The sequence below is a fragment of the Psychroserpens luteus genome (assembly GCF_015319355.1).
Classification (GTDB): domain Bacteria; phylum Bacteroidota; class Bacteroidia; order Flavobacteriales; family Flavobacteriaceae; genus Psychroserpens; species Psychroserpens luteus.
The window spans coordinates 215601-241583 of sequence record NZ_JADILU010000002.1; the positions used below are offsets into that span (position 1 = coordinate 215601).

General features: G+C 32.6%; 28 protein-coding genes. 21 read left to right on the plus strand and 7 right to left on the minus strand.

The features are described 5' to 3' along the window. Entirely contained in the window at positions 1-1062 is a 1062-nt protein-coding gene (locus IM744_RS04575) for an AMP-binding protein (RefSeq protein WP_194506924.1), read from the plus strand. Here the strand turns inward: IM744_RS04575 and IM744_RS04580 are convergent, their stop codons facing one another. Both IM744_RS04580 and IM744_RS04585 read right to left on the minus strand, forming a co-directional pair. Beyond that, positions 1063-2340 carry an MFS transporter gene (locus IM744_RS04580; protein WP_194506925.1) on the minus strand — a complete coding sequence of 426 codons (1278 nt, stop codon included), beginning with the start codon at positions 2338-2340 and terminating at the stop codon, positions 1063-1065. A gap of 1 nt (position 2341) precedes the next feature. Next, the gene (locus IM744_RS04585; protein ID WP_194506926.1) at positions 2342-3970 is read right to left on the minus strand and encodes an acyl-CoA carboxylase subunit beta; all 1629 of its coding nucleotides are present in this window, start codon (positions 3968-3970) and stop codon (positions 2342-2344) included. A 145-nt stretch (positions 3971-4115) separates the two neighbouring features. Between IM744_RS04585 and IM744_RS04590 the strand changes: the two genes are divergently transcribed. The 8 genes from IM744_RS04590 to ettA all read left to right on the plus strand — a co-directional run bounded on the left by IM744_RS04590 (position 4116) and on the right by ettA (position 9679). Then, the gene (locus tag IM744_RS04590) at positions 4116-4472 is read left to right on the plus strand and encodes a DoxX family protein (RefSeq protein WP_194506927.1); all 357 of its coding nucleotides are present in this window, start codon (positions 4116-4118) and stop codon (positions 4470-4472) included. A gap of 5 nt (positions 4473-4477) precedes the next feature. After that, the gene (locus IM744_RS04595) at positions 4478-5008 is read left to right on the plus strand and encodes an NADPH-dependent FMN reductase (RefSeq protein WP_194506928.1); all 531 of its coding nucleotides are present in this window, start codon (positions 4478-4480) and stop codon (positions 5006-5008) included. 2 nt (positions 5009-5010) lie between these two features. Further along, a complete protein-coding gene (locus tag IM744_RS04600; RefSeq protein ID WP_194506929.1) occupies positions 5011-5292 on the plus strand; it encodes a GNAT family N-acetyltransferase in 282 nt (93 codons plus the stop codon). A gap of 48 nt (positions 5293-5340) precedes the next feature. Then, the gene (locus IM744_RS04605; RefSeq protein WP_194506930.1) at positions 5341-5778 is read left to right on the plus strand and encodes a MarR family winged helix-turn-helix transcriptional regulator; all 438 of its coding nucleotides are present in this window, start codon (positions 5341-5343) and stop codon (positions 5776-5778) included. A 190-nt stretch (positions 5779-5968) separates the two neighbouring features. Further along, complete coding sequence (locus IM744_RS04610) at positions 5969-6841, plus strand: pirin family protein (RefSeq protein WP_194506931.1); 873 nt, start codon at positions 5969-5971, stop codon at positions 6839-6841. A 68-nt stretch (positions 6842-6909) separates the two neighbouring features. Then, positions 6910-7626, plus strand: a complete 717-nt coding sequence (locus tag IM744_RS04615; protein ID WP_194506932.1) for a pirin family protein — start codon at positions 6910-6912, stop codon at positions 7624-7626. 100 nt (positions 7627-7726) lie between these two features. Continuing rightward, positions 7727-7909, plus strand: a complete 183-nt coding sequence (locus tag IM744_RS04620; RefSeq protein ID WP_186845628.1) for a CAL67264 family membrane protein — start codon at positions 7727-7729, stop codon at positions 7907-7909. A gap of 78 nt (positions 7910-7987) precedes the next feature. Next, complete coding sequence (ettA, locus tag IM744_RS04625; RefSeq protein ID WP_194506933.1) at positions 7988-9679, plus strand: energy-dependent translational throttle protein EttA; 1692 nt, start codon at positions 7988-7990, stop codon at positions 9677-9679. A 290-nt stretch (positions 9680-9969) separates the two neighbouring features. Here ettA and IM744_RS04630 read toward each other — a convergent pair whose 3' ends face one another. Together IM744_RS04630 and IM744_RS04635 are read right to left on the minus strand one after the other, a co-directional pair. Continuing rightward, a complete protein-coding gene (locus IM744_RS04630) occupies positions 9970-10200 on the minus strand; it encodes a hypothetical protein (RefSeq protein ID WP_194506934.1) in 231 nt (76 codons plus the stop codon). A 132-nt stretch (positions 10201-10332) separates the two neighbouring features. Then, positions 10333-11130, minus strand: a complete 798-nt coding sequence (locus tag IM744_RS04635) for an MBL fold metallo-hydrolase (RefSeq protein ID WP_194506935.1) — start codon at positions 11128-11130, stop codon at positions 10333-10335. Between the two features lie 172 nt (positions 11131-11302). Here IM744_RS04635 and IM744_RS04640 point away from each other — a divergent pair, with 172 nt between their 5' ends. The 11 genes from IM744_RS04640 to IM744_RS04690 all read left to right on the plus strand — a co-directional run bounded on the left by IM744_RS04640 (position 11303) and on the right by IM744_RS04690 (position 21988). Further along, complete coding sequence (locus IM744_RS04640) at positions 11303-12649, plus strand: coiled-coil domain-containing protein (RefSeq protein ID WP_194506936.1); 1347 nt, start codon at positions 11303-11305, stop codon at positions 12647-12649. 195 nt (positions 12650-12844) lie between these two features. Beyond that, complete coding sequence (locus tag IM744_RS04645; RefSeq protein WP_194506937.1) at positions 12845-13027, plus strand: hypothetical protein; 183 nt, start codon at positions 12845-12847, stop codon at positions 13025-13027. A gap of 58 nt (positions 13028-13085) precedes the next feature. After that, positions 13086-14129, plus strand: coding sequence for a hypothetical protein (locus tag IM744_RS04650; RefSeq protein WP_194506938.1), 1044 nt, complete (start codon positions 13086-13088; stop codon positions 14127-14129). 220 nt (positions 14130-14349) lie between these two features. Continuing rightward, entirely contained in the window at positions 14350-16314 is a 1965-nt protein-coding gene (locus IM744_RS04655; protein WP_194506939.1) for an AAA family ATPase, read from the plus strand. Beyond that, positions 16315-16896, plus strand: coding sequence for an NUDIX domain-containing protein (locus IM744_RS04660; RefSeq protein WP_194506940.1), 582 nt, complete (start codon positions 16315-16317; stop codon positions 16894-16896). It begins immediately after the preceding gene. Between the two features lie 2 nt (positions 16897-16898). Beyond that, positions 16899-18134: a DUF6638 family protein gene (locus IM744_RS04665; protein WP_194506941.1), complete on the plus strand. Its 1236-nt coding sequence runs from the start codon at positions 16899-16901 to the stop codon at positions 18132-18134. Positions 18135-18197: 63 nt separating this feature from the next. After that, positions 18198-18494, plus strand: coding sequence for a GIY-YIG nuclease family protein (locus IM744_RS04670; RefSeq protein ID WP_194506942.1), 297 nt, complete (start codon positions 18198-18200; stop codon positions 18492-18494). A gap of 48 nt (positions 18495-18542) precedes the next feature. After that, a complete protein-coding gene (locus IM744_RS04675) occupies positions 18543-19085 on the plus strand; it encodes a hypothetical protein (protein WP_194506943.1) in 543 nt (180 codons plus the stop codon). 114 nt (positions 19086-19199) lie between these two features. Next, positions 19200-20891, plus strand: a complete 1692-nt coding sequence (locus IM744_RS04680) for a hypothetical protein (protein WP_194506944.1) — start codon at positions 19200-19202, stop codon at positions 20889-20891. A gap of 9 nt (positions 20892-20900) precedes the next feature. Further along, positions 20901-21395 carry a hypothetical protein gene (locus tag IM744_RS04685; RefSeq protein WP_194506945.1) on the plus strand — a complete coding sequence of 165 codons (495 nt, stop codon included), beginning with the start codon at positions 20901-20903 and terminating at the stop codon, positions 21393-21395. A 98-nt stretch (positions 21396-21493) separates the two neighbouring features. After that, positions 21494-21988 carry a hypothetical protein gene (locus tag IM744_RS04690; protein ID WP_194506946.1) on the plus strand — a complete coding sequence of 165 codons (495 nt, stop codon included), beginning with the start codon at positions 21494-21496 and terminating at the stop codon, positions 21986-21988. Here IM744_RS04690 and IM744_RS04695 read toward each other — a convergent pair. Continuing rightward, positions 21983-22453: a GNAT family N-acetyltransferase gene (locus IM744_RS04695; RefSeq protein WP_194506947.1), complete on the minus strand. Its 471-nt coding sequence runs from the start codon at positions 22451-22453 to the stop codon at positions 21983-21985. The genes IM744_RS04690 and IM744_RS04695 overlap by 6 nt on opposite strands. Continuing rightward, on the minus strand, positions 22440-23462 hold the full coding sequence (locus IM744_RS04700; protein ID WP_194506948.1) for a formimidoylglutamase: 1023 nt from the start codon (positions 23460-23462) through the stop codon (positions 22440-22442). Before IM744_RS04700 ends, IM744_RS04695 begins: the two co-directional genes overlap by 14 nt. A gap of 118 nt (positions 23463-23580) precedes the next feature. On the opposite strand from IM744_RS04700, the gene IM744_RS04705 reads away from it, so the two are divergent. Next, positions 23581-24462 carry a chromosome partitioning protein ParA gene (locus tag IM744_RS04705; protein WP_194506949.1) on the plus strand — a complete coding sequence of 294 codons (882 nt, stop codon included), beginning with the start codon at positions 23581-23583 and terminating at the stop codon, positions 24460-24462. Between the two features lie 272 nt (positions 24463-24734). On the opposite strand, the gene hutI is transcribed toward IM744_RS04705, so the two are convergent. Continuing rightward, a complete protein-coding gene (gene hutI, locus IM744_RS04710) occupies positions 24735-25970 on the minus strand; it encodes an imidazolonepropionase (RefSeq protein WP_194506950.1) in 1236 nt (411 codons plus the stop codon). Between the last annotated feature and the right edge of the window lie 13 nt (positions 25971-25983).

Here is a 25983-nt window from a genome sequence, read left to right on the forward strand (position 1 = left end):
ATGACACCAACATTTGATAAAGTTCATTTAAAATTTAAACTCAACGGAAATAATTATGACCATGAGGATCTAAAAGAAGTAGCTTATAGCTTGATAAAAGAAGGTGAGCCTTATGAGCAAATCACTGGAGATTTCTTGTTAGATTGGTTAGATGAAAAAGATTTTGTTTTAGCACAAACCTCTGGTTCTACAGGAAAACCTAAAAAAATAAAATTGAGTAAGCAAGCCATGGTTAACTCTTGTATTGCTACTGGTAATTATTTAGGATTGGAGCCTGGAGATTCTTCATTACATTGTTTGCCAACACAATACATTGCTGGTAAAATGATGTTAATTCGTGCTATGATTTTAGGACTAGAAGTAGATCTTGTTGAGCCAACATCACAACCTATATTTGATTACGACAAAAAGTATCGTTTTTGTGCCATGTTGCCAATACAATTAAAGTCTACGTTAAGTTATTTGCATAATGTTGATATTCTGATTGTAGGAGGTTCTGCAGTGTCAAAACATCTTATTGAATCTACACAAAATTTAGAAACAAAAGTGTTTGCTACCTATGGTATGACAGAAACTGCAACGCATATCGCTTTAAAACCTTTAAATAACAATCAAAAAAAACCACATTTTGAAATTTTGCCAGATGTTACAATTTCGCAAGATGATAGAGGTTGTTTGGTTATTGATGCTCCAAAAGTAGCTTCAAAAAAAGTGGTAACTAATGATATAGTAAAACTCTACTCAGATACTACTTTTGAATGGCTTGGTCGTATTGATAATGTTATTAATTCTGGCGGATTAAAATTATTCCCAGAGCAAATAGAAGAGCAATTAAAAGGCAAAATAAAACAACAATTCTTTGTGGCTTCTGAGCCTAACGAAACTTTAGGAGAGCAACTCATTTTGGTTGTTGAGGCAGATGATGCTACTTTAGATAAAGATGTCTTTGATGGATTAGGAAAACTTGAAATTCCGAAGAAAACCTACGCAGTACCACAATTTGTGATGACAGAGACTGGTAAGATTCAACGTAAGCAAACACTTGCGAAAATTAAATCTTAGTTATTTGAGAGTTTTAGCTTTTGGTAAGCGATAAAGGATGTAAGCAGCAACCAGTCCAACGCCTGCAAAAATTGACATGACTCCAAAAGTATATTGTAAGCCTAATGCTCCAGGATGAGCATCTAAAAAATAACCCATTAAAGGTCCTGCAAAAATATCTGGAGTGTAGCCAATAATAGAAATAAAACCAACAGCAGTTCCCGTTAACGCTATCGGGATTTTACTTTCTTCTAAGGTTGCAAAATAAAGTACTCTTGCAGAATAAACACCAATTGCCATTGTTCCAATTGAGAGGATAAAAAATAGAGTAGAACTATCATCAATTATTCCGCTGGCAAAAATACCACTTGTAATGAGCATGAGAAAGAATCCTATGACTATCCATAATGATGCTCTTGTACGATCTGCAAGTAAACCAATAATAACGCCAATTATTGGTCGCATATATAAAAGGTAAGTACCCACTTTTGCAGATTCAATATCATCATATCCCATGACATCTTTAGCATATAAACTAAAAACATCGGTCATTTTATAGGCGTAATAAGCACAAAGAATAATAATCATCAATAACCAAACCGACGGTATTTTCATAACAATTTTAAAGTCAGCAAAAGTTAAATTGGATTTAGATATGGTTATATTTTCTTCGGAAGAATTGAGACGTTTCAAGAAAAAGAAAACCAAAACACTTACTATACAAATAGCAACAGAGGTATAAATAATCACTTGTTTAAAAGCCTCTTGACGTTCTAAAAGTGATGTTAATTCAATGTCCTTTGTAATAAATAAGGAAAATATTATCAAACCTACTGATCCAAAAAGAGCAGCAACTAAACCACGACCACCATCTAAAAATCCAAAAGCAATACCTTGTTTATCTTTTCCTCCCCAAATTCTCGTGGCTTTAATCATTGCAGCCCAAAAGAGAAAAATAGTTGTGAAACCCCAAAATCCATACAAAATATGAAGGTTTGTGAGAGAAGGGTAGGTGGCAAGATAAAATCCGCCACATGCAGTGAGCATTAAAGCGACAGACATTAATATATGCGGTTTAAATTTGTCTGCTAATGGTCCTCCAAAGAAATAGGAGAAAAAAGCAACCGTTCCATACACTGAAAAACAACTTCCTATTTGTACATTATTAATGGCAAAAACTTCTAGAAATGTGGGTCTAAAAATACGTTGTAAAACAAATGGTAATATAAAAACTGCCTCACCAGCTAAAATGAGTAGGATGATGATATATGCTGGTGAGGTAGTTTTTTGTTTTGACATACTAAACCTGTAAAACTCCCATGTTAAAAGGTTTTTCAATAGGAGCGTGGTTTGCAGCTTCTATTCCCATACTAATCCAAGTTCTTGTATCAAGAGGATTAATTACTGCATCTGTCCAAATACGAGATGCAGCATAATAAGGAGATACTTGGTTATCGTATCTATTTTTAATTTTATCAAACATTTCTTTTTCTTTCTCCTCAGTGATTTTCTCACCCTTTTTAAGAAGTGATGCTTTTTCTATTTGAAGTAAAACTTTGGCAGCAGAGTTTCCGCTCATTACCGCTAATTCAGCACTTGGCCAAGCGACTATTAATCTGGGATCGTAAGCTTTTCCACACATAGCGTAATTTCCTGCACCATAACTATTTCCGAGGATAATAGTAAATTTTGGTACTACAGAATTACTCACAGCATTTACCATTTTAGCACCATCTTTAATGATACCACCATGTTCAGATTTACTTCCAACCATAAAACCAGTGACATCTTGTAAAAACACTAGTGGAATTTTTTTCTGATTACAGTTTGCAATAAAACGCGTCGCTTTATCAGCACTATCATTATAAATTACACCACCAAACTGCATTTCACCTTTTGCATTTTTTACGAGTTTACGTTGATTGGCAACAATACCAACTGCCCAACCATCAATACGAGCATATGCTGTGATGATTGTTTTTCCGTAATCTTTTTTATATTCATCAAACTCACTATTATCAACTAAGCGTTTGATAATCTCTTTCATGTCGTATTGTTCTGCACGTGATTTTGGTAAAATTCCGAAGATATCATCAGGATTCTCTTTTGGTTTTTTAGAAGCTGCTTTATTAAATCCAGCCTTATCATAATCTCCAATTTTATCCATTAAACGTTGAATAGTTTCCAACGCATCCTTATCGTCTTTAGCTTTATAATCTGTAACACCAGAAATTTCGCAATGTGTAGTTGCTCCTCCTAAAGTTTCATTATCAATTGTTTCTCCAATGGCAGCTTTCACTAAATAACTACCAGCAAGAAAAATACTTCCGGTTTTATCTACAATAAGAGCTTCGTCACTCATAATTGGTAAATAAGCACCACCTGCAACACAACTTCCCATCACTGCAGCAATTTGTGTAATACCCATACTGCTCATCACTGCATTATTTCTAAATATGCGACCAAAATGTTCTTTATCTGGGAATATTTCATCTTGCATTGGTAAATACACACCTGCAGAATCCACTAAATATATGATCGGTAATCGGTTTTCAATAGCAATTTCTTGAGCACGTAGGTTCTTTTTTCCTGTAATAGGAAACCATGCTCCAGCTTTTACTGTAGCATCATTAGCAACAACGAGACATTGCTTGCCTTTAACGTATCCCATTTTTACAACAACTCCACCAGATGGACAACCACCATGTTCTTCATACATGCCATCACCAGCAAAAGCACCAATTTCTATGGATGGTTTTTTTGAATCTAAAAGGTAATTAACACGTTCTCTCGCAGTCATTTTGCCTTTAGCATGGTGCTTCTCAATACGTTTTTCTCCACCACCTAGCTTTACTTGGGCGAAACGCTTTTTAAGGTCAGAAAGAAGTAATTTATTATGATCTTCGTTTTTATTGAAGTTTAAATCCATAGTGTGTTTTATTTCCCACGAATTTACGAAACCAACAACGGATTTAAAAGCGAATATTTTGTTAAAATTAATTACATGGAAATAGTTTCCTAGGGATATATAATTATTTTATTGTATATTTGTAGTAATTAAAAACCAATTTAATATGAAAAGAGATAAAATTATTTATTACGTAGCTACAGGATTATTGACATTGTTGATGTTGTTTTCTGTAAGCATGTATTTTTTTAAACATGATGATGTATCAGCAATGTTTACAAATTTTGGGTATCCAACTTACATAATATATCCATACGCTGTTGCTAAGCTATTAGGATTAGTAGCGCTTTGGTTGCCAAACTTTAAAACGCTTAAAGAGTGGGCCTACTCAGCATTCTTTTTTGCTTTCATACTTGCGTTTTTTGCACATTATATGATTGGTGATGGCGAACAAACAGGAGCTTTGATAGCATTAGTATTATTAGGAGTATCGTATATTTTTTATAAAAGAATTAATAAGTAATAGACATGAAGAAAGTTTTAGCATTCGCAGGAAGTAACAGTAAAAGATCAATTAATAAGCAATTAGCTATATATGCAACAACTTTATTAGAAAACGCAGATATCACTGTTTTGGATCTAAATGATTTTGAGTTGCCTGTCTACGGAATTGATTATGAAATTGAACATGGTATTCCAGATAACGCAAACAAATTTTTAGAGCATATAAAATCTTCAGACGGATTAATAATATCTCTAGCAGAACACAATGGAGCATATGCAACAGTATTTAAAAACCTATTTGATTGGTTATCTAGAGCTGAGCAGAAAACTTTCCTAGGTAAACCAATGTTGCTAATGGCTACTTCACCAGGAGTAAGAGGAGGTCAATCTGTTTTAGGGATGGCAACAGATCGTTTTCCTAGACACGATGCGAATATCGTTGGACAATTTTCTTTACCATCGTTTAATGATAACTTTTCCGAAGAAAAAATAAATAACCCAGAATTGAATGATCAACTACTAGAAGAAGTTAAACAATTTGAAAATAGCTTATAGTCATGGAAGTAAAACATAACGAATTAAAGAATAAAGGTAAATTCTATTTAGAAGATAACGGAAAGGAAATTGGAGAAATGACTTATGTATTTGTAGATGAAAATACTATTGACATTAATCATACATTAATTGATAAATCTTACAGAGGCAGAGATCTTGGATTACTACTTATTGATAAATCTGCTGAATTCATGAGAGCGCATCAACTAAAAGCAATCCCATCATGTCCTTATGTAGACAAAGTATTTAAAGAGTCAACAAAGTATGACGATTTAATAGCCTAGAAGTAAGTTATTATCAAAGAAATATTTAATAATAGTTCACATATAAATATGGGAGATTTAGCAAAAGATATCAATTCTAAGTTTGAAAATAATAGAGTAAAAGCAATGCTCAATATTATTTATACAGCAAATTGGATTACGAGCTATCAAAATGAGTTTTTTAAAGACTTTGGTATTTCACCGCAACAGTACAATATTCTTAGAATTTTAAGAGGAGCAGGAGAGCCATTGAACGTTCAAACTATAAAAGATAGAATGTTAGAACGTTCACCAAACGCTACACGATTAATGGATAAATTATGTGCTAAAAATTGTATAGAGCGTTTACCATCAGAACATGATAGACGCGTTGTCAAAATAGCGATTACTAAAGAGGGAATAGCATTACTAGAATCCATACCAAATAATATCAATAAAGAATTGCTTAAAAACTTGAATGAACAAGAAGCAGAGCAGTTAAGTAATCTTTTAGATAAAATGCGTTAAGTAAATTTTTGTGTAATTAGAGATTTCTCTAAAGATAAAAACAAGCGTATTTTTTTAATCAAATAGTTTCCATGGAAACTAATGCAATGAAAGAATTTTAAATGAAACATCTATATCTAAAAATTTAGTTACTGTCATCAAATTTTAAATAGATGTTCCATGTGACATAACAAATAATAAGTAAAGACACATGAAAACAAATACAATAAAAAGAGCAGGACGAAGCCATTTCGTCAATATGGGACCAATAAGATTGCGTCAGCCATTTCCAACACAACATATAGAAATGATAGATCCATTTGTGTTATTACATCATTATGGACCTTACGAAATTAGTGAAGAGCACAATCCGTTTGATTTAGGTCCACATCCACATAGAGGTTTTGAACCTGTGACTTTTTTAGTTCAAGGTGAACAATTACATCGCGATTCTTTGGGTCATGAAAGCGTCGTAAAAGCAGGTGATGTGCAATGGACGACTGCTGGACGAGGCATCATTCATGCTGAAAAGCCAACCAAGGAGTTTGTGAAAAAAGGGGGTACGATAGAAGGGATTCAGTTATGGTTGAATTTACCAGCAGAGAAAAAGATGATGCAGGCAAATTATCAACATGCAAAAAGCGAAGAGTTCAATATGATCGTTTCCGAAGACAAAAAAGTTGAGACCAAAATTGTAGCTGGCGAGTTTAATAATAACTACGGAAAAATAGCAACGCAAACACCTGTTAATGCATTTATGATTGATGCTCGAGCAGGAGGAAAGCAAACCATAAATTTTGATAGTTCTCATCAAGGCATGTTGTATTTATTACACGGAAAAGTGATTATTAATACTTCGGAAATTTTAGAACTCGACAAAAATCAACTGTTAGAGTTTAATCAAGATGGCGACGGATTTTCAATAGAAGCAGAAACCGATAGTAAATTATTGTTTCTCTCTGGAGAACCTATTAATGAAACCGTAGCAACTTATGGACCTTATGTTATGAATTCGCAAACCGAATTGTTAGAAGCTATGCGAGATTATCAAATGGGTAAAATGGGGTTTTTACCACCAAATTAATGCTCTTCTCATTTAGAGCAAAACGAAGAATCTAAAACGATTTTCGTTTAACAAAAAAACAAAATAAGATGAAAACTATATTTCACAAAGCAAACTCAAGAGGATTCGCAAACCATGGATGGTTGAAATCATACCATACCTTTAGTTTTGCAAGTTATCAAAATGCAGAACGCATGAATTTTGGAGCACTTCGTGTATTAAATGATGATGTAGTACAGCCAAAAATGGGATTTGGTACACATCCACATCAAAACATGGAGATTATTTCTATTCCCTTACAAGGCGCATTGTCTCATAAGGATAATATGGGAAACAAACGTGCCATTGAAGTAGGAGAAGTACAAGTAATGAGTGCAGGAACAGGTTTAACACATTCTGAATTTAATGATAGTAAAACAGATGAGGTTAATTTTCTTCAGTTATGGATTATTCCAGAACAATCAAATGTAGAACCTAATTATGAGCAACGAGCATTTTCTTCCGAAGAAAAAAAGAATCAACTACAAACAGTTGTTGCTCCAAAAGATAAATTAGAAGGTCATGCTTTACCTATTAGTCAGCAGGCTTACATTTATCGTACTAATTTAGATCAAGATAAATTAGTAAATCTTACTGTGAAATCTAGTAATAACGGATTTTATATTTTCGTTGTTGAAGGCGATATTGATGTTGCTAATCATGTTCTGGGAAAAAGAGATGCTATTGGTATTTCTGAAACTGAAACTGTTGACATTAAAGCAAATAAAAATTCAGAATTAATTATTGTCGAAGTTCCAATGAACTAAGTAAACTTTAATTGTTTAATAGCAAAAAAGCATTCTGTAATGGAGTGCTTTTTTGGTTAAAAAATGCGATATTTGTTATTCCCTTAAAAATAATTGAATTATGGCAATGAATAAAAATACAGTGTTGGCTTGGGCTACCACAATTATGGTAATAGTAGGATTAGGTTTAATCGCTTTAGGAGCGTTTAGATATGATGATGTCGCTGGTTGGGGATTTGCTGCTGTTGGTGGTGGGTTTTTCTGTATAGCATGGGTGTTTAACGCTTTAAAAGGTAGAGTGTAAATCTTTTTCTAGCGAGCAATCGCAGTGATTAGTTCTACTCAAATAAAATAAATTATAAATCTAAATTCATAAAAAAATATGTCTGACGATAAAAAAGTAATCTTTTCAATGTCTGGTTTAACCAAGACATTTCAAAGTTCACAAACTCCAGTTTTAAAAAATATTTATTTAAGCTTTTATTATGGAGCTAAAATTGGAATATTAGGACTTAACGGTTCTGGTAAATCAACACTTCTTAAAATTATAGCTGGTGTTGATAAAAACTACCAAGGTGATGTTACATTTCTTCAAGATTATTCTGTAGGTTTTTTAGAGCAAGAGCCAAAATTAGATGATGATAAAACCGTAATGGAAGTTGTTCGTGAAGGTGCTGCAGAAACTGTAGCAATTCTTGACGAATACAATAAAATTAACGACATGTTTGGTCTTGAAGAAGTCTATTCAGATGCAGATAAGATGCAAAAGTTAATGGATAGGCAAGCAGTACTTCAAGATGAGATTGATGCAGCAAATGCTTGGGAGTTAGATACCAAATTAGAAATAGCAATGGATGCGCTTCGTACTCCAGATGGTGATAAGAAAATTGGTGTGCTTTCTGGTGGTGAGCGTCGTCGTGTTGCTTTGTGTCGTTTGTTATTGCAAGAACCAGATGTATTATTATTAGATGAGCCTACCAATCACTTAGATGCAGAATCTGTACATTGGTTAGAGCATCACTTAGCACAATATAAAGGAACTGTTATCGCAGTAACTCACGATAGATACTTTTTAGATAATGTTGCTGGATGGATTTTAGAACTAGATAGAGGAGAAGGTATCCCATGGAAAGGGAATTACTCATCATGGTTAGATCAAAAATCTAAGCGTATGGCTCAAGAAAGCAAAACTGCTTCAAAACGTCAAAAAACATTAGAACGTGAGTTGGAATGGGTACGTCAAGGAGCTAAAGGGCGTCAAACCAAACAAAAGGCGCGTTTAAATAATTACGACAAACTAATGAGTCAAGATCAAAAACAACTTGACGAGAAGCTAGAAATCTATATTCCTAATGGACCACGTTTAGGGACTAATGTTATTGAAGCTGTTGGTGTTAGTAAGGCTTATGATGATAAGTTGTTGTATGAAGATTTAAATTTCAATTTGCCACAAGCGGGTATTGTTGGAGTTATTGGACCTAATGGAGCTGGTAAAACGACGATTTTCCGTATGATTATGGGAGAAGAAACGCCTGATAAAGGAGAGTTTAAAGTTGGTGAGACAGCTAAAATAGCTTATGTGGATCAAAAACATTCTAATATAGATCTAGAAAAATCAATTTGGCAAAACTTTAGCGATGAGCAAGAGATGGTCATGATGGGTGGAAAGCAGGTGAATTCTAGAGCGTATTTAAGTCGCTTTAATTTTTCTGGTAGTGAGCAAAATAAAGCTGTTAAATTATTGTCTGGTGGTGAGCGTAACCGTTTACATTTAGCCATGACACTTAGAGAAGAAGGTAACGTATTACTTTTAGATGAGCCAACCAATGACCTTGATGTCAATACATTAAGAGCTTTGGAGGAAGGTTTGGAAAATTTCGCAGGATGTGCAGTAGTCATTTCTCACGATAGATGGTTTTTAGATCGTATCTGTACGCATATTTTAGCTTTTGAAGGTGATAGTCAAGTGTATTTCTTTGAAGGTAGTTTCTCAGATTATGAAGAGAATAAGAAAAAACGTTTGGGTGGAGATTTAATGCCTAAACGAATTAAATATAAAAAGTTAGTGAGATAATCTAAATTGAAAATTAATTATAGTCACTGAGCATAATCGAAGTGAACCAAGAACTATTAAAATAAAAAAGCCAGCAATTTGCTGGCTTTTTTAGTAAATATGATTTGAACTTACTTTATAATAATTTGATAAGTCTATTTTTTTTAATGTTTCTAAGTTTGTTTCAAATTTCTCAAGTTCTGTTTTAATTGAAGATTCATGTTCGTGAACATAGAGATTTTTTTTAGCTTTTAAAGCAAAAATTAACGTGACTAATAATGAAATACAGCAAGCGATGACTTCAATCATAACTAATTATTATTATCATATAAATGACTATCAGTAAAATCTTGGTAGCTTTTATCTATTTCAGATTTATAGAAACTACTGTCTAATAGGCGTTTATTTTCTGCTTTCAGTTTATACATCTTAATAATTGCTACTGCAATAAAAACTAAGAATATCGAAGCTGTTACGATAAGAACTATAGTAAGTTGCATCGTGCTTGCAAGAAGAGTATTTGATATATAAGTAGTTAGCATATCGCTATTTTTATAATGATTCGGAATTCAAATATACAAAATAAATGAATACGATTACACTTTATCTGAAAAAAAACACACTTCATCGATAAAATTTATAATCAATCTATCTTTAAATAGTTAAGAACTCTACTATTTATACCATTCTAATTGAATAACTTCAATGCTTTCATCTCCTTGATTAATAAGTGTTTTAAAGTTTTTTACATCACTAAAACCATCAGTTCCTCTATAGTGATATGGGTAAACTTGCTTTGGTTTAAACTCTAACACAGCACTAACAGCACTTTCTACAGTCATTGTGTAAGGTAAATTCATACAAACAAAAGCTTTGTCAATATTCTCAAGAGCTCTCATTTCTGGAATATCTTCTGTATCACCAGAAATATAAATACGCTCACCACCAATAGTTAATATGTAACCATTCCCACGACCTTTAGAATGAAACTTTAAAGCTTCTTCTCGTAGGTTATACATTGGGATGGCTTCAAATGAGTGTCCGTTTATTGTAGTGGAATTTCCATTATTGAGCGTTACAATTTTTCCTGGTTTTAAATCCTTCGGAAATTTATCAACTACAGCTTTAGGTGCTATTATAATAGCATTAGATAAATCCAACGCTTTCAAAGTATCAAAATCTAAATGATCGCCATGAATATCTGTGATTAGGACAATTTCCGGAGAAGAAAAACCTTCAAAACTTTCGGCACCTCCTGTTGGATCAACAAAAATATCATCTTCGCCATAGGATAAAACCATAGTAGCATGTGATATTGGGTTAATTGTTAATATGTTTTCTTCGGAAAATGTTTCAGTAATCAAATCCTTTGCGCTAGTTTCTATAGCATTAACAGATTGTTCTTTTGAGTCTGTTTTGCACGAGAAAACAGTCAAACACAAGAAAAGAGATAGTAAATTGAAATATTTCATAATAGATATGTTTTAAGAATCTAAAGATAATAACAAAACAATTCCGAAAATAATTTGTAACAAAACATTAAGTTTTACTACATATATTTTAGGCAGTTTATGTTTATAAAATCAGATTTTTTAACGAAATTGCTTGACCTAAACATTGTTCAACCTAAATACACAACATAATATGTCTGATGATTTTGATTTATTAGAAACAAATTCCAACGAAAAAACTGAGAAAGTAGATGTCAATTGGGGAAAAGCCATAGACCAAATGAAGTCTAAGCTTGCTCAAGAAGATGATCCAGAAAGTCGTCAAAAGATCTTAAATGCCACTTTAGACAATGTTGTTGATATGGCAGAGAAAGATCGTTCTACATTATTAGATGCGATTAAAGATTTGACCGATTATCAAGATGAGGTTGGGATTATGTTTGAAGGTTTTTCTGCATTAAACGCAGGAGAGCAAAAAATCATTGATGATGCTGTCAAACGTTTAGAGCGTGCAAAAGTAGAACTGGAAGATGCGAATGCAAAGCCAGATACATTTTGGAATAACCTCTTTGGAAGAAAAGGAAAAATCAAAACTGCAGAGCAAGAACTTAAAGATGCTCAAAAAGTACGTAATGAAGCAGATAATAAAGCAAAAGCAATGTTTCAGCAACGTATCGAAACTGCAGATGTACAAACATTATTAAATGAATTGTCTTTTAAAAGTCAGGCAGCTGTAAAGCGTTTAAAAGATAGAGAAATTGAAATCAAAGAAGTAGAAGAAAGTTTAAAAACTGCTATAGTAGAAGCTAGTAATAATCACACAAAGGCACTTCAAAAGAAAAAAGAAGTAGAAGATAAGTTAGAAGAGCAGTATGCCTTATTAAAACAAGCAAGGCAAGGTTTAGAAGAAGTTGCAGATAAGCAATCAACACAATACTCTGAAGCTTTGAGCAAAGTCACTACTCTAGAACAAAAAGTTGAAGAGTTAGAAGGTCTTAAAAATGCATACACAACCCTTGCAGCTTCAAAAGACAGTTTTGTACACAAACATAATTTAACAATTAAAGTATTAACATCACTGCGAAGTAATTTACAAACGCATCGTGCTAAATTAAAGAGTGATACAGATGAGCGTCTTAAATATTATGATGGTTATGTAGTGGCTTTAAAAGCACGTACAGATCAAGAGTTCGCTGCGATTTTAGAACATTTAGGTGTTAAAACAGATGAACATATTGGAGAAACACTAGCATCAATGCATACTGCAAGTGCTAAAGCACGTCAGGAAATGATGGATAATATCCCAGTTCATGAAAAAGTGATGCAAGGTGTTTACGGTAGTTATGCTGAGGCTTTACAAGAAATTCGAGAAAAAGATAAGTCTATTCAAAAGAATTTTGCTGAGCGCTATGGTATCGATATGAAAGAAATTTTTGAAGATTATTACGCTGCAGATGCTAATGCACCATCAGGAGATGGAGGAGGAGAACCAGAAGGCGAACCAAAACCAGAAGCTAACGACGACGATTTATTGTCTTAAAATAATTATAATAGCGTTACCTACTTTTGCTTTAAATGACAAAAGTAGGTCAGGCTTTCGGCAGTCGCTTCCCGATAACTATCGGGAGAGCTTCAACAAATGCCTCAACTGTTAAGCAATCATGAGGACATTTTAATAAAAATGTAAAAAACCGAATAATCCTTAACGCGCTTACTCAAATTCCAAAAATCAGCTATGAAAAAAACAATTATTTTCTCTTTTTCAGTGATTTTAGTATCGGTTATGGCAATTCTATTTATAGATAATTCTAATGACCATGAAGAATGTTCTCAAGTTAAAGAAACAAAAACCTTTGCAAACGGAGCAACAGCAATAACAACAGAAACACACATTTGTAAAGAAGAATTTAATTTATAAAAACCTAAAGTTTGCTTGTGGCCAATTACCAATAGCTAAAAGTTAAGAGCGAAAAAACATGATTGTAACACCATTAGATTCTGCAGTACTAGACTCCAAAGAGCAATATATTTTTTACCATAAAATGGTAGATTTTTCGCTCAAAGAACTTATTGTAGCAGTACAACAAAAGCAAATCTTAGAAAAGACAGAGATTTTATTGTTCAAGCAATATTCAGATTTGCTCTTATATTCTATAGAAGCTATGCGTGTAAAGTACATGTATGACGATGAAGAAAATATGAAGGTGGATTTAACAGATTCTGGTTTTCCTAATTATTTGGAGTTTCGTTATTTGTTTAATGATTTAGAACTACGTGATGATTATTTAGATAAGCTCACCAATATTGAAGTTCTAAAAGACGAGTTTCTTGATACACTATTACGTAAGAAAGAACCAATTGCTAAGCGTAAATTATTTCAAGCGTCTTCAATTGTATATTATACATCAGCAAAAAAAGAATATATTTTTAATCGCTTTGTACAAGGCAAAATTATTGAAGCACCTCAAGGCTCAGTTGGAGAATACATGGTAAGTTGGAGTTTTTATGATGTATCACACAACAGACCGTTTATTTGTTACATGTATTTTAATTACGATGGTGATCCGCAAAAAGATAGAGATGATATTTACTATGCATTAAAAACAGTTGCAGATAGAGATATGGCTTTAGATACAATGGCTTATGGGATTGATAAGCGTATTCCAAAACTATTTCCGAAGCTTATAAAACGTGTCGATTTAGGACCAATCCATAATGTGTTTGCAAAAGATGAAAATAAAGTAACACATGCTATTTTACAAGGCATTGCAGAAAAAACAATCCCATTAGAGTCTTATGCTATTTCTTTTAAAATTGATGAAGTAAGCTCAGCAAGTGAATTTAAAGAAGGTAGTTTTTTTAATAAACAAACCTTCCAAAAATGGGATTCGATTTTTAGACAACGTTATGTGTTTGCACCACATAGAATTATACAATTATTATATAATAAAACACCTGAGATAATGAATAAGCTAGCGAAAGCACCTATTCAAATTGCAGATTTGAAAATTAAGAAATAACAGATAAAATTAATTCCTTCCTTTGTTAAAGGAAGGTGGATATATTTTGAGACACCAGAACAAAGGCGGAAGGGTTATAACCACCTCGTCTTTTGCTAAAAAGCAAAATCCACTCCTCCTTCAAAAGGAGGAGAACCAAATTGATAATTAAATAAAAAGACTCGGCAGAGTAAGACATAAATTTAAATACAGAAGACTGCCAACTGAAGACTAAAAAAATATGGAACACAACTCAACATTTCCAATAAAACAAAATGAACTTGATATGCTTCGTGATGAAGCAACTTCCTATATAAAAAGTATTCAATGGGAACAAGGTCAGCGAGCAAAAAACAAAGATAAAGACGCTAAAGATGAGTCTATACTGCTGTATTTATCTCGTGCTAAAGGAAATGGAGGAGGAGTAGACGTGACTTCAGTATCAAAAACGATTTTAGAACTTAAAAAACGTTTGTTGCCAGAGTCTATTGCGATTCCAATACATTTAAACCAAACGCTTTATGCAGTTCAAGAAGGCATTACTTTAGGAATTTGGATAAAAGACAGTTTCTATGACTCTTCTGGATTATCTAGTTTATCTGAAAACAGATCTGCTTTAGATAATTCTGGCAAACGCGAGTATGAAAGTAAAATGCAAACAGCAACAGCATTCATGCTATTTTCTACTGCATACAAGATCTTACATGATTTAAAAAACATAGCATCAGACGATTTAAGTGTCATGAAAAATAAATTTGCAGGAATTCCAGAAGTGTCTCTCATGACACCATTAAAAGGGATTTCGTGCGCATTATTTTATTATGATAAATATTTAGGACATCCAGAAATCATAAAAACAGATAAAGACGTTATCGACTTTACGGTTGTTTATTTTGAAGCTTTAATTGCTGAAATTCAAATGCGTAAAAGTAGTTTGGAGTATACAGAGACTATTGCTGATAGAACCTACAAATTAGAAAATTCAGAATTTGCAGTTTCAGGTTGGGATAATGTGTTTCAAGGCACAGCAAAAAGTGTTGAGTTTAATAAAATACAGTTTGAGCAAATTGTAGGTAATAGAGATGCAAAGCATTTTGCTCGTCGTTTGACAGAGCGTATGTTGAGTTACGATTTTGAAGCAAAAAAGAATCCGTTTCAAGAATTGGGTGGTTTTATGCCAGTGTTTATGGGCTACGGAATTCCGGGAACAGGAAAAAGTATGTTAATTGCTGCAATTGCAACGCGATTAAAAGAACATTCAGATAATTTAGATATTCCGTTTTTGTTTCACCCAATGCCAGACACGCTGATTTCAACCTTTCAAGGTGGTTCCGCAGAAAAAATGGTAGATTGGATGAAACCAATGCAAGATCCGTCAAAATTAATTTTTGCTCCAATAGATGATGCCGAAAACAATTTGCAAGAACGTACAGCACAAGGTGTTTCCGCAGGTGTAAAAGAAGTTATTGGTGTGTTTTTGAGGTATACTGAAGGTGCTTACGCTGTTAACTACGGAAATAGTTCTATTGGACTATTCACGAATCTTCCAGAAATGTTAGATAAAGCGGTCATTTCTCGTGTACAAGGACGTTTCAAAATTGATGGTGCTCGCACAGAACATGACTTTTTAGATCAAGATCATTTGTGGTGGAGAAAGTTAGATACTACAATGCAAGATTTCGTAAATATGAATGGTCCAGAAAACTATAGCTATTTGCAAGATCAAGGATTGGCGAAGAATATGGGAGAAATCTTTAACGTATCTGATAAGCCAACCGAACAACGTGTTTTAGATGCTTATGACAAAACCGAGAAGCATTTTAAAACCAATCATCATTTATTTTATGCGAATCTTTATACTGAAATTCAGAGAATCTTTCCATTCTTTTCATCTCGTGATGTGAGAAACATACAGAGTGCTGTATCATTACGATTAACAGATTTTGATTTAGAGGAAGATTGGTTTGAAAATCCGGAGATCTATTTCAAGAAAGATTATGAAACGAAGTTTAATATGCTTCAGGAATTAATGCGAGGAAATATGAAAGGGTTAGATTTTTCTGAAATTCGCCGACAAGAAGTCGTTCGCTATTTAGATAACGTTGCGACAATTGCAGATACCGACTTTAAACGAAAAGTAGATTCTAGAATCAACCAATTAAATATTGAAACTGAAGCTAGAGAGCAGTTTGAAAATAGAGATTAAATGCAAAATTTAAGAAACATAAAACATGTTAATCTATCTAACGATTGGGCAAAATTAGATAGAATTGATTACGATTATAAATTTAAAAATGGCGAATGGAAACGCTTATCACGCGAAACCTATAACAGAGGCAATGGCGCAGCTATTTTGTTATATAATTCTAAAAAAGGAACTGTAATTTTAACCAAGCAGTTTAGAATGCCAGTTTATGAAAACAATGAACTTGAAGGTATGTCTATTGAGGTATGTGCAGGAGCCATTGATGGAAATGAAAGCCCTATTGAAACAATTTTAAGAGAAACAGAAGAGGAAGTTGGTTATGAAATTGATAATGCTAAGCAAGTACTTACAGCATACACATCACCAGGTGCATTGACTGAAAAAATGTATTTATTTGTTGCTCAATATTCCGAAGAAATGAAAGTGAATAATGGTGGTGGATTAGAAAGCGAAGATGAGGAAATAGAAGTTATAGAGCTTCCCTTTTTGGACGCTATTAAAATGATAGAAAGCGGTGAAATAATTGATGCTAAATCGATTATGTTATTACAATATTTACAAATTCATAAGTTGTTAGACTGAAAATGAACAAATTAAAAGCAGCAAATTTATATAGAAGTGAATTAATTCCAGTGAGTGGAAAGCTCGTTGAGCGTTATAATAAATGTCTTAAAAAACTTGGTTTTACAGAGACTAAACTTACTCATTTTCATATTGATGGTATTGGTTGGAGTCCAGAAATAGCCGAAGAAAAAGCCAATGCTAACTATTTATGTAATGGAGAGTCTAATCCGCATGGTATTATCATTTCTCCTCTGCAAAATAAAAAACCTGTATATATTCCATATCATACTTTTGATAGGGAAATGATGCAAGAGGTTTTTAAAGTTCATGGTGAGAAGATTAATGATATTACTAGAGATTCTGCTATTTGTATTGATTTTGATCAAAGTATAGATGCATTTTATGAACCTCTAGATGTACTCAAATATCACATAGTAACGATTAAGTTTCACCTCATTGATAATTTAGATCATGTTAGAGAACAACAGTTAGATCTCATTGAAAAGTTTAAAATTGGAAACAACTTTATTGACGAAGACTTACATAAACAGTTGTTGGAATCTGCTAACAAATATGGTGATTTAAGAGAACGTGATTTAAATTTGAGTTCAGTTAATTTCGTAACCGATTCTTTCTACACAAAATCTTTTGGAGGTGTTTATGTGCTACGTGATTTTATAACACCAATAGTTGTGTTTGAAGATATGAAATGGTACAAAGAAGCCATTAAGGATACGCTTCATGAGGTCATGATTTTTCATATTTCGCAACCAGAACTTATAGAGAAACTTCGAGACCATATCATAATTGCTTATGATTTAGAAGAGATGGTGAAGACCAAGCGCTATGAACGTATTAAGAAATATGAGTTTGCTCAGTATTTAAAAGATACACAGCACCCAATAAGAGATATTCTTAATGATCCATTATTATTTAAAAGTTATTTAAATAAAGTTGACATTGACACTCGTAAAAAGGTGATGAGTGTAGAGCGTTACTTAGAAAAGTTAGAAAAGAGTAATCAATATAAAATTTCAGATATTATAGATGACGATTTATTTGTAGCTATGCATGAACCACATTCTAGTTTGCATCCAAAACATCAAGACTTAATTTGGAAATTACTAATTAATATCTCACCAAAAGATGTCTTGTTTTTATATTGGTATGACAAAGAAGAGTTTTACAAACAATATAACACTTGGGATGATTCATTAAAAGACTGGGTGATTGAAACGATTAGTAACAATATCTAATAAAATTAGACTAACTTTATAAGTGGTTGTCATTCTGCACTTGATGCAGAATCTCAAAACATTATGAAAGGTAATTATCATCAATATTTTACTTATTTAGTCACAAATAATAAAGAAGGAACACTATACATTGGTGTTACAAATGATCTAGAAAGAAGAATGTATGAGCATAAGAACAAATTAGTAGAAGGTTTTACTTCTAAATATAATTTGAATAAATTAATGTATTTTGAACAATTCCAATATGTTAATGATGCTATAAGAAGAGAAAATCAATTGAAAAATTGGAACAGACAATGGAAAATTGAATTAATTGAAAAGGACAATCCAGATTGGAACGACTTATCATTTGATTGGTAACATATAATAGATTCTGCGTCGTAGCGCAGAATGACAAAAAAGACAACTATGGGAGCAGACATCATAATTTTTATCGTAGCAATTCTATTTGGAATTTTCCTGTATTGGAGAGAATCAAATGGAAATGGTGTTTATCGTTTTGTAAACAAAATGGTCAATAGCAAAGAATTGCAGATGGCTCCAGATAGTAAAAAAGGCTTTATCTATCAACAAGCATTTTTACCACGTCTTATTTTTGTAGTTGCAGTGGTTTTAATAGCAGCATTGATTGTTGAATTTTTAACACCAATTTCAATATTTGGAAGTTACTTAGGCATTTCTGCTTTTGCATCTTTTGCTGCAGGAACATTATTAGGAACGTATTTGGCTAACTTAGTATTAAAGTCTGGACAAGTTTTAGAAGAACAAAGTGAATCTTTAGAAGACAAGTTTGATCATGCAGTTGAAAAAGGAAAAGACTTTATTGAAGAATTGAAAACTAGAGACGCTAAAGTTGTTGAAGAAGCTAAACAAGAAATCAAAGTAGAACCTAAACCAAAAGCAGATGATAAATCTGCACGTGACCGTTTGAAAGATAAGGGTCTAATGTAGCAGGTACTGTCATCCTGAACTCGTTTCAGGATCTCATTATTAAATTATAAAACTAACACAATTGATTGCCACATCACGCTTGAAAGCGTAATTCGCAATGACAAAACATAACCAATGATCAAATCATACTGGAATAAAGGCGCAAAGCAAAAATTCATAACCATTTTGTTGGGTTTAATTCTACTCATTGCATTATTTGCTTTTAGAGATGACTACCAACCTGGATTATTATTTCTTCGGAAATATATCTTCATCATTCTATTAAGTCTGGTGGTTTTGTTTTTCGGACTTAAAAAATTCCGAAGCTCTGTCAGCACAGGAAAACGCTTAGGAGTTTTAGCTTTACTTATTTTGTTTTTTGGGCTAATTTATGTCGCAGGATGGCATTATAAGATGTATGATTATATGAGAACATATAATGTGTTCAACGATTTAAATAAGGTTGAAATTAACGAATTACCACTAACGCAAAATGAACGTATCCAACCATTACGTAATATTTTTACAATGGCAAATGAGAGTGTTGGAGAGACTAAAGATGTGTCACTGCCTCATTTAGTTCGCGTGGACAATCAGAATAAATGGACGATGGCAATCCAACCTTCAGAGAATTATACATTTCAACAAATTAGTGATAATACAGAAGAAGTGTTTGCTGTATCCAGTACAACGCCTTTTCCTCGTTTTTCTAATGAAAATAGAATTCCGGTGACGTTTTCCATAGGAGAATCCTTAAAATTTAGTCGTAATACTTATAATGCAGTAGTGCAGCGTTTTAATCCATGGATGCTTTTCAATTATGAACCTAGTGATACGTTTTACATGAAAAATGATTCAGGAGAATGGGTTGAAGTCGTGAGTTTAATTAAATGGAAAGGTTTTTTCTTTCCATATCCAAGTTTTGGAGGTGTTATGGTCATTGATAGTGGTGAACATGATATGAACGATTATTTAGAACGTATCACCATTGGTAAAGGAACTTATATTTCGCCAGATGAGATGCATAATTATCCTTATCTTACAAAACAAAATACCTTATCAGAAAAAGTATCTCAATTACAAGCAGAGTCTTTAAAATTTCTTGGTGGATTTAGTGACCCTTTACCATGGAACATGTTAACAGCAGTTAAAATTCCAAAAATGCCAAAAGACCAAAATCAACAACCTTATGTGACCGATTTTGATTTTGCAGGTTCAGAAAGTGATGCATATAGTGGTTTGTATCATTGGTTTGGTCTAGAGCCAGTAGGTGCAGAGCGTACAAGTTTAAGTTATAGCGTTTTTGTACCAGCAGATGGAACAGATAAATTATATTATTATGATCACGCCTCTAAAAAGCAAGGATATGCAGGTGTATCTGCGATGCCTCAAAAAGTAAAAGAATCAAAAAAAGAAATAGATTGGACAGCCAATACTCCTGTTGAGTTTAGACCATATATTAAAGATATAGCAGGACGTAAACGTATGTTCTTTTTAGGAACAATTTCAGCAATTAGTAATACTGATGCAAAACAATTTGATGGTTCTGCAACGCCAGATTTAGTATTGATTGATAGTGAATATCGTGACGTAATTTGGATTGATGTAAAGCATCCTAGCACATGGGATGAAGAAGTGTATAACCAATTAGGTGAAGCGTGGAGAGCAAGTGAAGGAATTGGTTATTACTACCAAAAAGAAATCACAGATGAAGATTTACAAAAAATAGTAGATTCTTTAACTGTAATTCCTAAACAGACTAAAAATACTACAGAAATTGAAGCGCTACAGCGTAAGTTGGATTCTTTGAAGGCTTTGGATGAGTAATTAAAATTCATGAAATTTAGGTTAATTTTTGCTATGTATGTTTTCTTGTTTCTTATGCTCATTGCTACAGGATTGACTGCTGTATCTAGATTTGTTGAAACTTTTGCAGGGATAGACTTTGATTTTACTTCAAGTAATCATATTGGATTTGCCTTTTCAATCTTTAGAACATCATTAGCAGTTACTCTTCCTTTATTCGGTCTTTTCTTTAGAAATAGATTTGGATGGTTTTTAATCACTCAGTATTTCTATTTTATTTTATTCAATCTCATTTTTTCATTTTATGATGATTTAGTTAATGATGAATGGGTTAATGATATTAGATATTTTTTAATCCTTATTTTCTTTCTATTAGTCAACCTTGGATTACTTTTTATTGTAAATCATCATAAGATTTTCAGTAAAGAATTTCATAATGACCTAAAGCTTAAATCAAAATATAATTTGATATCTGCTATAATTGGATTTGGGATTAGTATAATCTTTTTCGTGTTGAAAAATTAAATATTTGTTATCTCAACGATAGGAGGAATCTCATAAGAAATACATCTCAAATTTCGTAACAAAACCCATGATTTTCAGACTAATAAGTAAAGTCTGTTATGGGAGGTTACATGGGATTTGGTATGGCTTCTTGGATTTATAAACAAGGTCCAAGAAAAGCGTTTTCTAAAAGAAAACGACGACCAACATGTAACACCCTTTCTACTTATGAAAGAGTGTTTAAATTACAGCCATCAAAAAAATCAAGTAATCTTTATATTGTTTTTAGTTTTTTGTTAATAGGCATAGTTGCTGTTGGCTTGTATTATACAATTCCAGAATTTACAGATTATCATAATAATAGATCTACCAAATTGCAAAAGCGAGCTAAACGAGCTGACAAAAATGCTTTTAATTTTTTAATGAATTCTGGGATGAATAGATTGAGAGCAAATAATTTAGTTGGTGCACATTCTGAATTTAAATTAGCAAAAGCAATTTATCCTAATGATGACACTGTAAATCAATTATTGATTGAGACTTTGGTTGGATTGTGTGATGATAATAATACGTATTGTGTTGAGTTAGATGACCTTTTAAAAAGTTTTTTATAACAATTTCAACTCCATCTTAATATCACTACGTTTATAAGGACTATCTTTTTCAAGTTCCAACTCAACAAACCCAAATTTTCTATAGAGATAAATGGCATTCTCTAATTTGGTAGCAGAGTAAAGCATGAGTGATTTAAAGTTATTCTCTTTTGCGAAATCTATACAATATTGGAGTAGTTGTTGACCAATTTTTTTTCCACGTTGATTTGGTAAAACTGCCATTTTGGTGAGTTCAAAAACTAAAGAATCATTTGTGGGCATTAAAGCAGCTGTTCCTAAAATGGTATCACTAGATTTTGCAAAAAAGATATAGCCACCTTTATTAATAATGTGAGTTTCTGGTTTGCTTAACACGTCTTCATCAAAAGGCTCAACATAGAAATATGTTTTTAACCACTCGATATTTAAAGCGTAGAAATTCTTAGCATATCTATTATCAAAAGGTATAATCTCAAATGTTTTCATGTGCTCTAATAAAATCGGTTATGAGATACGAAATGAGTTTCCCAACCTGAGTCTCGGTTTCTGGAGTAGGAGCAGCTTCACAAATATGTAAATAAGATACTTGCTTTCGTTTGCCAAAATAATTGACAAATGCTCTAGTTTTATTTACTGAAAACCCACTAGGAGTCATCGCACTGCTTGGCACATCTTGGATGGCATCACAATCTATTTCTAACCCAAAGTGTCTTGATGAGATGTGTTCTAAAGCAATTTTCATTTCAGCATCAAAAGAAGTGTCTCTTCTCACCATCATACTCTCAAATGTATTGTATTTAATTGCTTTAAGCTTTTTTAAAGTTCTAAAAATTCTATCAGATGTATAATTTTCATGCAGACCAAAAACGAAATAATTTTTTAAAAAGCCTTCAGCGAAAGCATAACTAAATCCGTTACCACTATGACGACCTTCTTCTGCTCTAAAATCGTGATGTGCATCAAAATTTATAGCATTTATAGGCTTATTTAGTGCTAATGCTGTGCCTTTAATATTTCCGTAGGCATTATTATGACCACCTCCAATAATGATGGGAATCTTACCAGCACTCACAATTTGTGATACTAAAAAGGAGACCGATTCATCAATTGATGAGACTTTTTTACGTGCTTTAGCAACGTCTTTCTTTTTATTTTGATCTAATTCTTGTATTTGTTCTTGATACTTCGGAAATTCTAAACATCCTAAAATTGCTATTTTATTTGCATGTGTATGTGCATTACTTTGAATATTTAATAAAATTTTAATGGCTGCATCCCAAGCATTGTAAGTTCCTGGATTACCGTAATTTGCAAACACACCAACGTCTTCTTTGATACCAAAAATAACGTAAGAAACGTCTGTTTTTAATAATTGCTCGTATATACCTTTGAGGTTGGGAAGTAACATGACATGTTCTCCTAGTTTGGTTTCTTTAGAGCGTTTTTTCAGAATAGAATTTAATTCTGAAGTTGTAAAAAGTTTTAAGTTATCCATTAACAAAATTGTTTAATTTTGGCGTAATAAAAGTACAGTTTTTTTATTCTCAACTTCAATAACTATTAACTAAAATTAAAGATTAAATTTTTAAAATAATTTAAACAAAAAGTAACTTATGGAAAATTCAAAAAGTAAGAGTACAGGATTAAAAATTGCTTTAGGGATATTGCTAGCATTATTTTTAGGTACAGGATTTTACACATCTAAACTCTATAAAGAGAAAAAAGAAAATGAAGCTTCACTAACTCGCGAGAAAGAACAAGTTATGGCAGATTTGAATACAATGGCAAAACAATATGATGTTGTAATTGGTGAGAATGAAGAGTCTAATGAACGTTTAGAAGAAGCTAGAGGACGTATTCAAGGTTTAATGGATTCATTGAAGATTTCTCAAAATAGTGTAAGTAGTTTATGGAGATACAAGAAGAAATTCATGGCTTTACAAGAGGAAATGAATGTGTTAATGACAGAAAACGGTAAACTTAAAGTAGAAAATTCTCTATTAGCATCTACTTTAGATAGTACAAATGTTCAATTGGCAGAGCGTACAGTTTTTACAGATTCTCTTTTAGTACAAAACACACAATTAGCAGAAGTTGTTGAAAACGCAGCAGTTTTACAGACTACAGATCTTAAGGGATTTGGAGTTATTGAGAGAAGCTCTGGTAAATTGATACCTACAGAACGTGCTGGACGTAGTGACAAAATTAGAGTTTGTTATACGGTTGCAAAAAACAGACTAGTTGGCTCTGGAGATAAAGAATTATACGTTCAAGTTTTAGATCCTAAAAACAATGTTATAGGTTCTAATGATCAAGTTCAGTTTGGAGATACGGTTTTAAATTATAGCTTAATTAGTAAGTTTAATTACGAAAATAGAAACTTAAATATTTGTGAGTTTGTTGCTCCTAATGATGAGTTTGAAAAAGGACGTTACATTATAAATGTTTTTAATAATAAAGAATTAATTTCTTCTTCAGAATTTACACTGAAATAAGAATAATAATTTAGGTTAGATTGAAAAATCTGGGTGTTCAATTGAGCTCCCAGATTTTTTTTGTTTTATTCGGAAAGTTGAGCAATACATAATTCTCTAGCTGTCCACAATTCATCAAAGCTTAACTGCACATTTTCTTTAAGATTAATGTGTAATCGTTTCTGTTAGAATTTCTACCATAAGGTAGTTGTTTTACGTAGTTATAAACAGATTCAAAATTGGTAAGTCCCAATGCTATAGATTGTTTTGAAAGAACTTCATTTTTAGACAAATTAAAATTTTTCACCATTAATGATAACCGTTTCAATACCATTTTCTCCAAAGGCATAAGGTAAATGGTAGTAACTAGGAAGCTCTTTGGTGATAATTAAATTTGCTTTTTTTCCTCTGCAAATACTTCCGTAGAGATTAGAAATACCCATTGCATATGCTCCGTTAATTGTTGCTGCGTTAATAGCTTCTTCTGGAGTTAATTTCATTTTAATACAAGCGGTAGAGACTACAAAATTCATGTTTCCGCTAGGTGTAGAACCAGGATTATAATCTGTTGCCAAAGCCAATGGTAAACCAGCATCTATCATTGCTCTTCCTGGAGAATAAGGAATACTCAAAAAATACGAACACGATGGTAAAGCCACAGGCATCGTATTGGATGTTTTTAATACAGCAATATCATCGTCGTTAAGTTCTTCTAAATGATCTACAGAAAGTGCGTCATATTTAACACCAAGAGTAACACCTCCAAAAGCATTAAATTGATTGACATGAATTTTTGGTGTCATGCGATGCTCAATACCTGCTTTTAAAACACGTTCTGTATCCTCTAAATCAAAATAGCCTTTCTCACAAAAGACATCAATATATTCTGCCAAGTTTTCTTTAGCAACTGCAGGTATCATTTCATTAACTACCAAATCAATAAAACCACTCTTATTATCTTTAAACTCTTTAGGAATGGCATGAGCAGCCAATAATGTTGGTTTTATGCTAATAGGGAAATCATGTTTTAATCGTTTAATGACACGAAGCATTTTCAATTCTGCATCGATGGTCAAACCATAGCCAGATTTTATTTCTATAGCACCTGTACCTAATTTTACAACTTCGGTTAGTCGTTTAGATGCTTGGGCATACAAATCATCTTCTGAGGTGTTTTGTAACGTTTCCGCAGAATTTAAAATTCCACCACCACGATTAGCAATATCTTCATAAGACAGACCATTTATACGATCTACGAATTCTTGAGTTCTATCACCAGCATACACAATATGCGTATGAGAATCACACCAAGCAGGTAATACAATTTTCCCAGTAGCATCAATGATTTCATCTGCATCAATGTCTATACAATCTTCCATGCTACCATATTCTACTATGGTATCATGTTCAATTAAAACATAAGCATTTTTGAGAATAGGTAAGGTTTTCATGTCTTTACCTTTAACGATTGTAACGTTGGTTTCTCTAACTTGAAGTAATTCTTTGATATTTGTAATAAGTATGGACATAGTATTAATCTAG

Coding starts and splice junctions, on each gene's coding strand:
- IM744_RS04705 (WP_194506949.1), top strand. CDS start 23,581: ATGGAAAATTCAAAAAGTAAGAGTACAGGATTAAAAATTGCTTTAGGG.
- IM744_RS04595 (WP_194506928.1), top strand. CDS start 4,478: ATGAAGAAAGTTTTAGCATTCGCAGGAAGTAACAGTAAAAGATCAATT.
- IM744_RS04690 (WP_194506946.1), top strand. CDS start 21,494: ATGGGAGGTTACATGGGATTTGGTATGGCTTCTTGGATTTATAAACAA.
- IM744_RS04675 (WP_194506943.1), top strand. CDS start 18,543: ATGGGAGCAGACATCATAATTTTTATCGTAGCAATTCTATTTGGAATT.
- IM744_RS04575 (WP_194506924.1), top strand. CDS start 1: ATGACACCAACATTTGATAAAGTTCATTTAAAATTTAAACTCAACGGA.
- hutI (WP_194506950.1), bottom strand. CDS start 25,970: ATGTCCATACTTATTACAAATATCAAAGAATTACTTCAAGTTAGAGAA.
- IM744_RS04585 (WP_194506926.1), bottom strand. CDS start 3,970: ATGGATTTAAACTTCAATAAAAACGAAGATCATAATAAATTACTTCTT.
- IM744_RS04590 (WP_194506927.1), top strand. CDS start 4,116: ATGAAAAGAGATAAAATTATTTATTACGTAGCTACAGGATTATTGACA.
- IM744_RS04650 (WP_194506938.1), top strand. CDS start 13,086: ATGATTGTAACACCATTAGATTCTGCAGTACTAGACTCCAAAGAGCAA.
- IM744_RS04630 (WP_194506934.1), bottom strand. CDS start 10,200: ATGCTAACTACTTATATATCAAATACTCTTCTTGCAAGCACGATGCAA.
- IM744_RS04615 (WP_194506932.1), top strand. CDS start 6,910: ATGAAAACTATATTTCACAAAGCAAACTCAAGAGGATTCGCAAACCAT.
- IM744_RS04580 (WP_194506925.1), bottom strand. CDS start 2,340: ATGTCAAAACAAAAAACTACCTCACCAGCATATATCATCATCCTACTC.
- IM744_RS04670 (WP_194506942.1), top strand. CDS start 18,198: ATGAAAGGTAATTATCATCAATATTTTACTTATTTAGTCACAAATAAT.
- IM744_RS04605 (WP_194506930.1), top strand. CDS start 5,341: ATGGGAGATTTAGCAAAAGATATCAATTCTAAGTTTGAAAATAATAGA.
- IM744_RS04620 (WP_186845628.1), top strand. CDS start 7,727: ATGGCAATGAATAAAAATACAGTGTTGGCTTGGGCTACCACAATTATG.
- IM744_RS04685 (WP_194506945.1), top strand. CDS start 20,901: ATGAAATTTAGGTTAATTTTTGCTATGTATGTTTTCTTGTTTCTTATG.
- IM744_RS04680 (WP_194506944.1), top strand. CDS start 19,200: ATGATCAAATCATACTGGAATAAAGGCGCAAAGCAAAAATTCATAACC.
- IM744_RS04660 (WP_194506940.1), top strand. CDS start 16,315: ATGCAAAATTTAAGAAACATAAAACATGTTAATCTATCTAACGATTGG.
- IM744_RS04655 (WP_194506939.1), top strand. CDS start 14,350: ATGGAACACAACTCAACATTTCCAATAAAACAAAATGAACTTGATATG.
- IM744_RS04635 (WP_194506935.1), bottom strand. CDS start 11,130: ATGAAATATTTCAATTTACTATCTCTTTTCTTGTGTTTGACTGTTTTC.
- IM744_RS04665 (WP_194506941.1), top strand. CDS start 16,899: ATGAACAAATTAAAAGCAGCAAATTTATATAGAAGTGAATTAATTCCA.
- IM744_RS04610 (WP_194506931.1), top strand. CDS start 5,969: ATGAAAACAAATACAATAAAAAGAGCAGGACGAAGCCATTTCGTCAAT.
- IM744_RS04640 (WP_194506936.1), top strand. CDS start 11,303: ATGTCTGATGATTTTGATTTATTAGAAACAAATTCCAACGAAAAAACT.
- IM744_RS04695 (WP_194506947.1), bottom strand. CDS start 22,453: ATGAAAACATTTGAGATTATACCTTTTGATAATAGATATGCTAAGAAT.
- IM744_RS04700 (WP_194506948.1), bottom strand. CDS start 23,462: ATGGATAACTTAAAACTTTTTACAACTTCAGAATTAAATTCTATTCTG.
- ettA (WP_194506933.1), top strand. CDS start 7,988: ATGTCTGACGATAAAAAAGTAATCTTTTCAATGTCTGGTTTAACCAAG.
- IM744_RS04600 (WP_194506929.1), top strand. CDS start 5,011: ATGGAAGTAAAACATAACGAATTAAAGAATAAAGGTAAATTCTATTTA.
- IM744_RS04645 (WP_194506937.1), top strand. CDS start 12,845: ATGAAAAAAACAATTATTTTCTCTTTTTCAGTGATTTTAGTATCGGTT.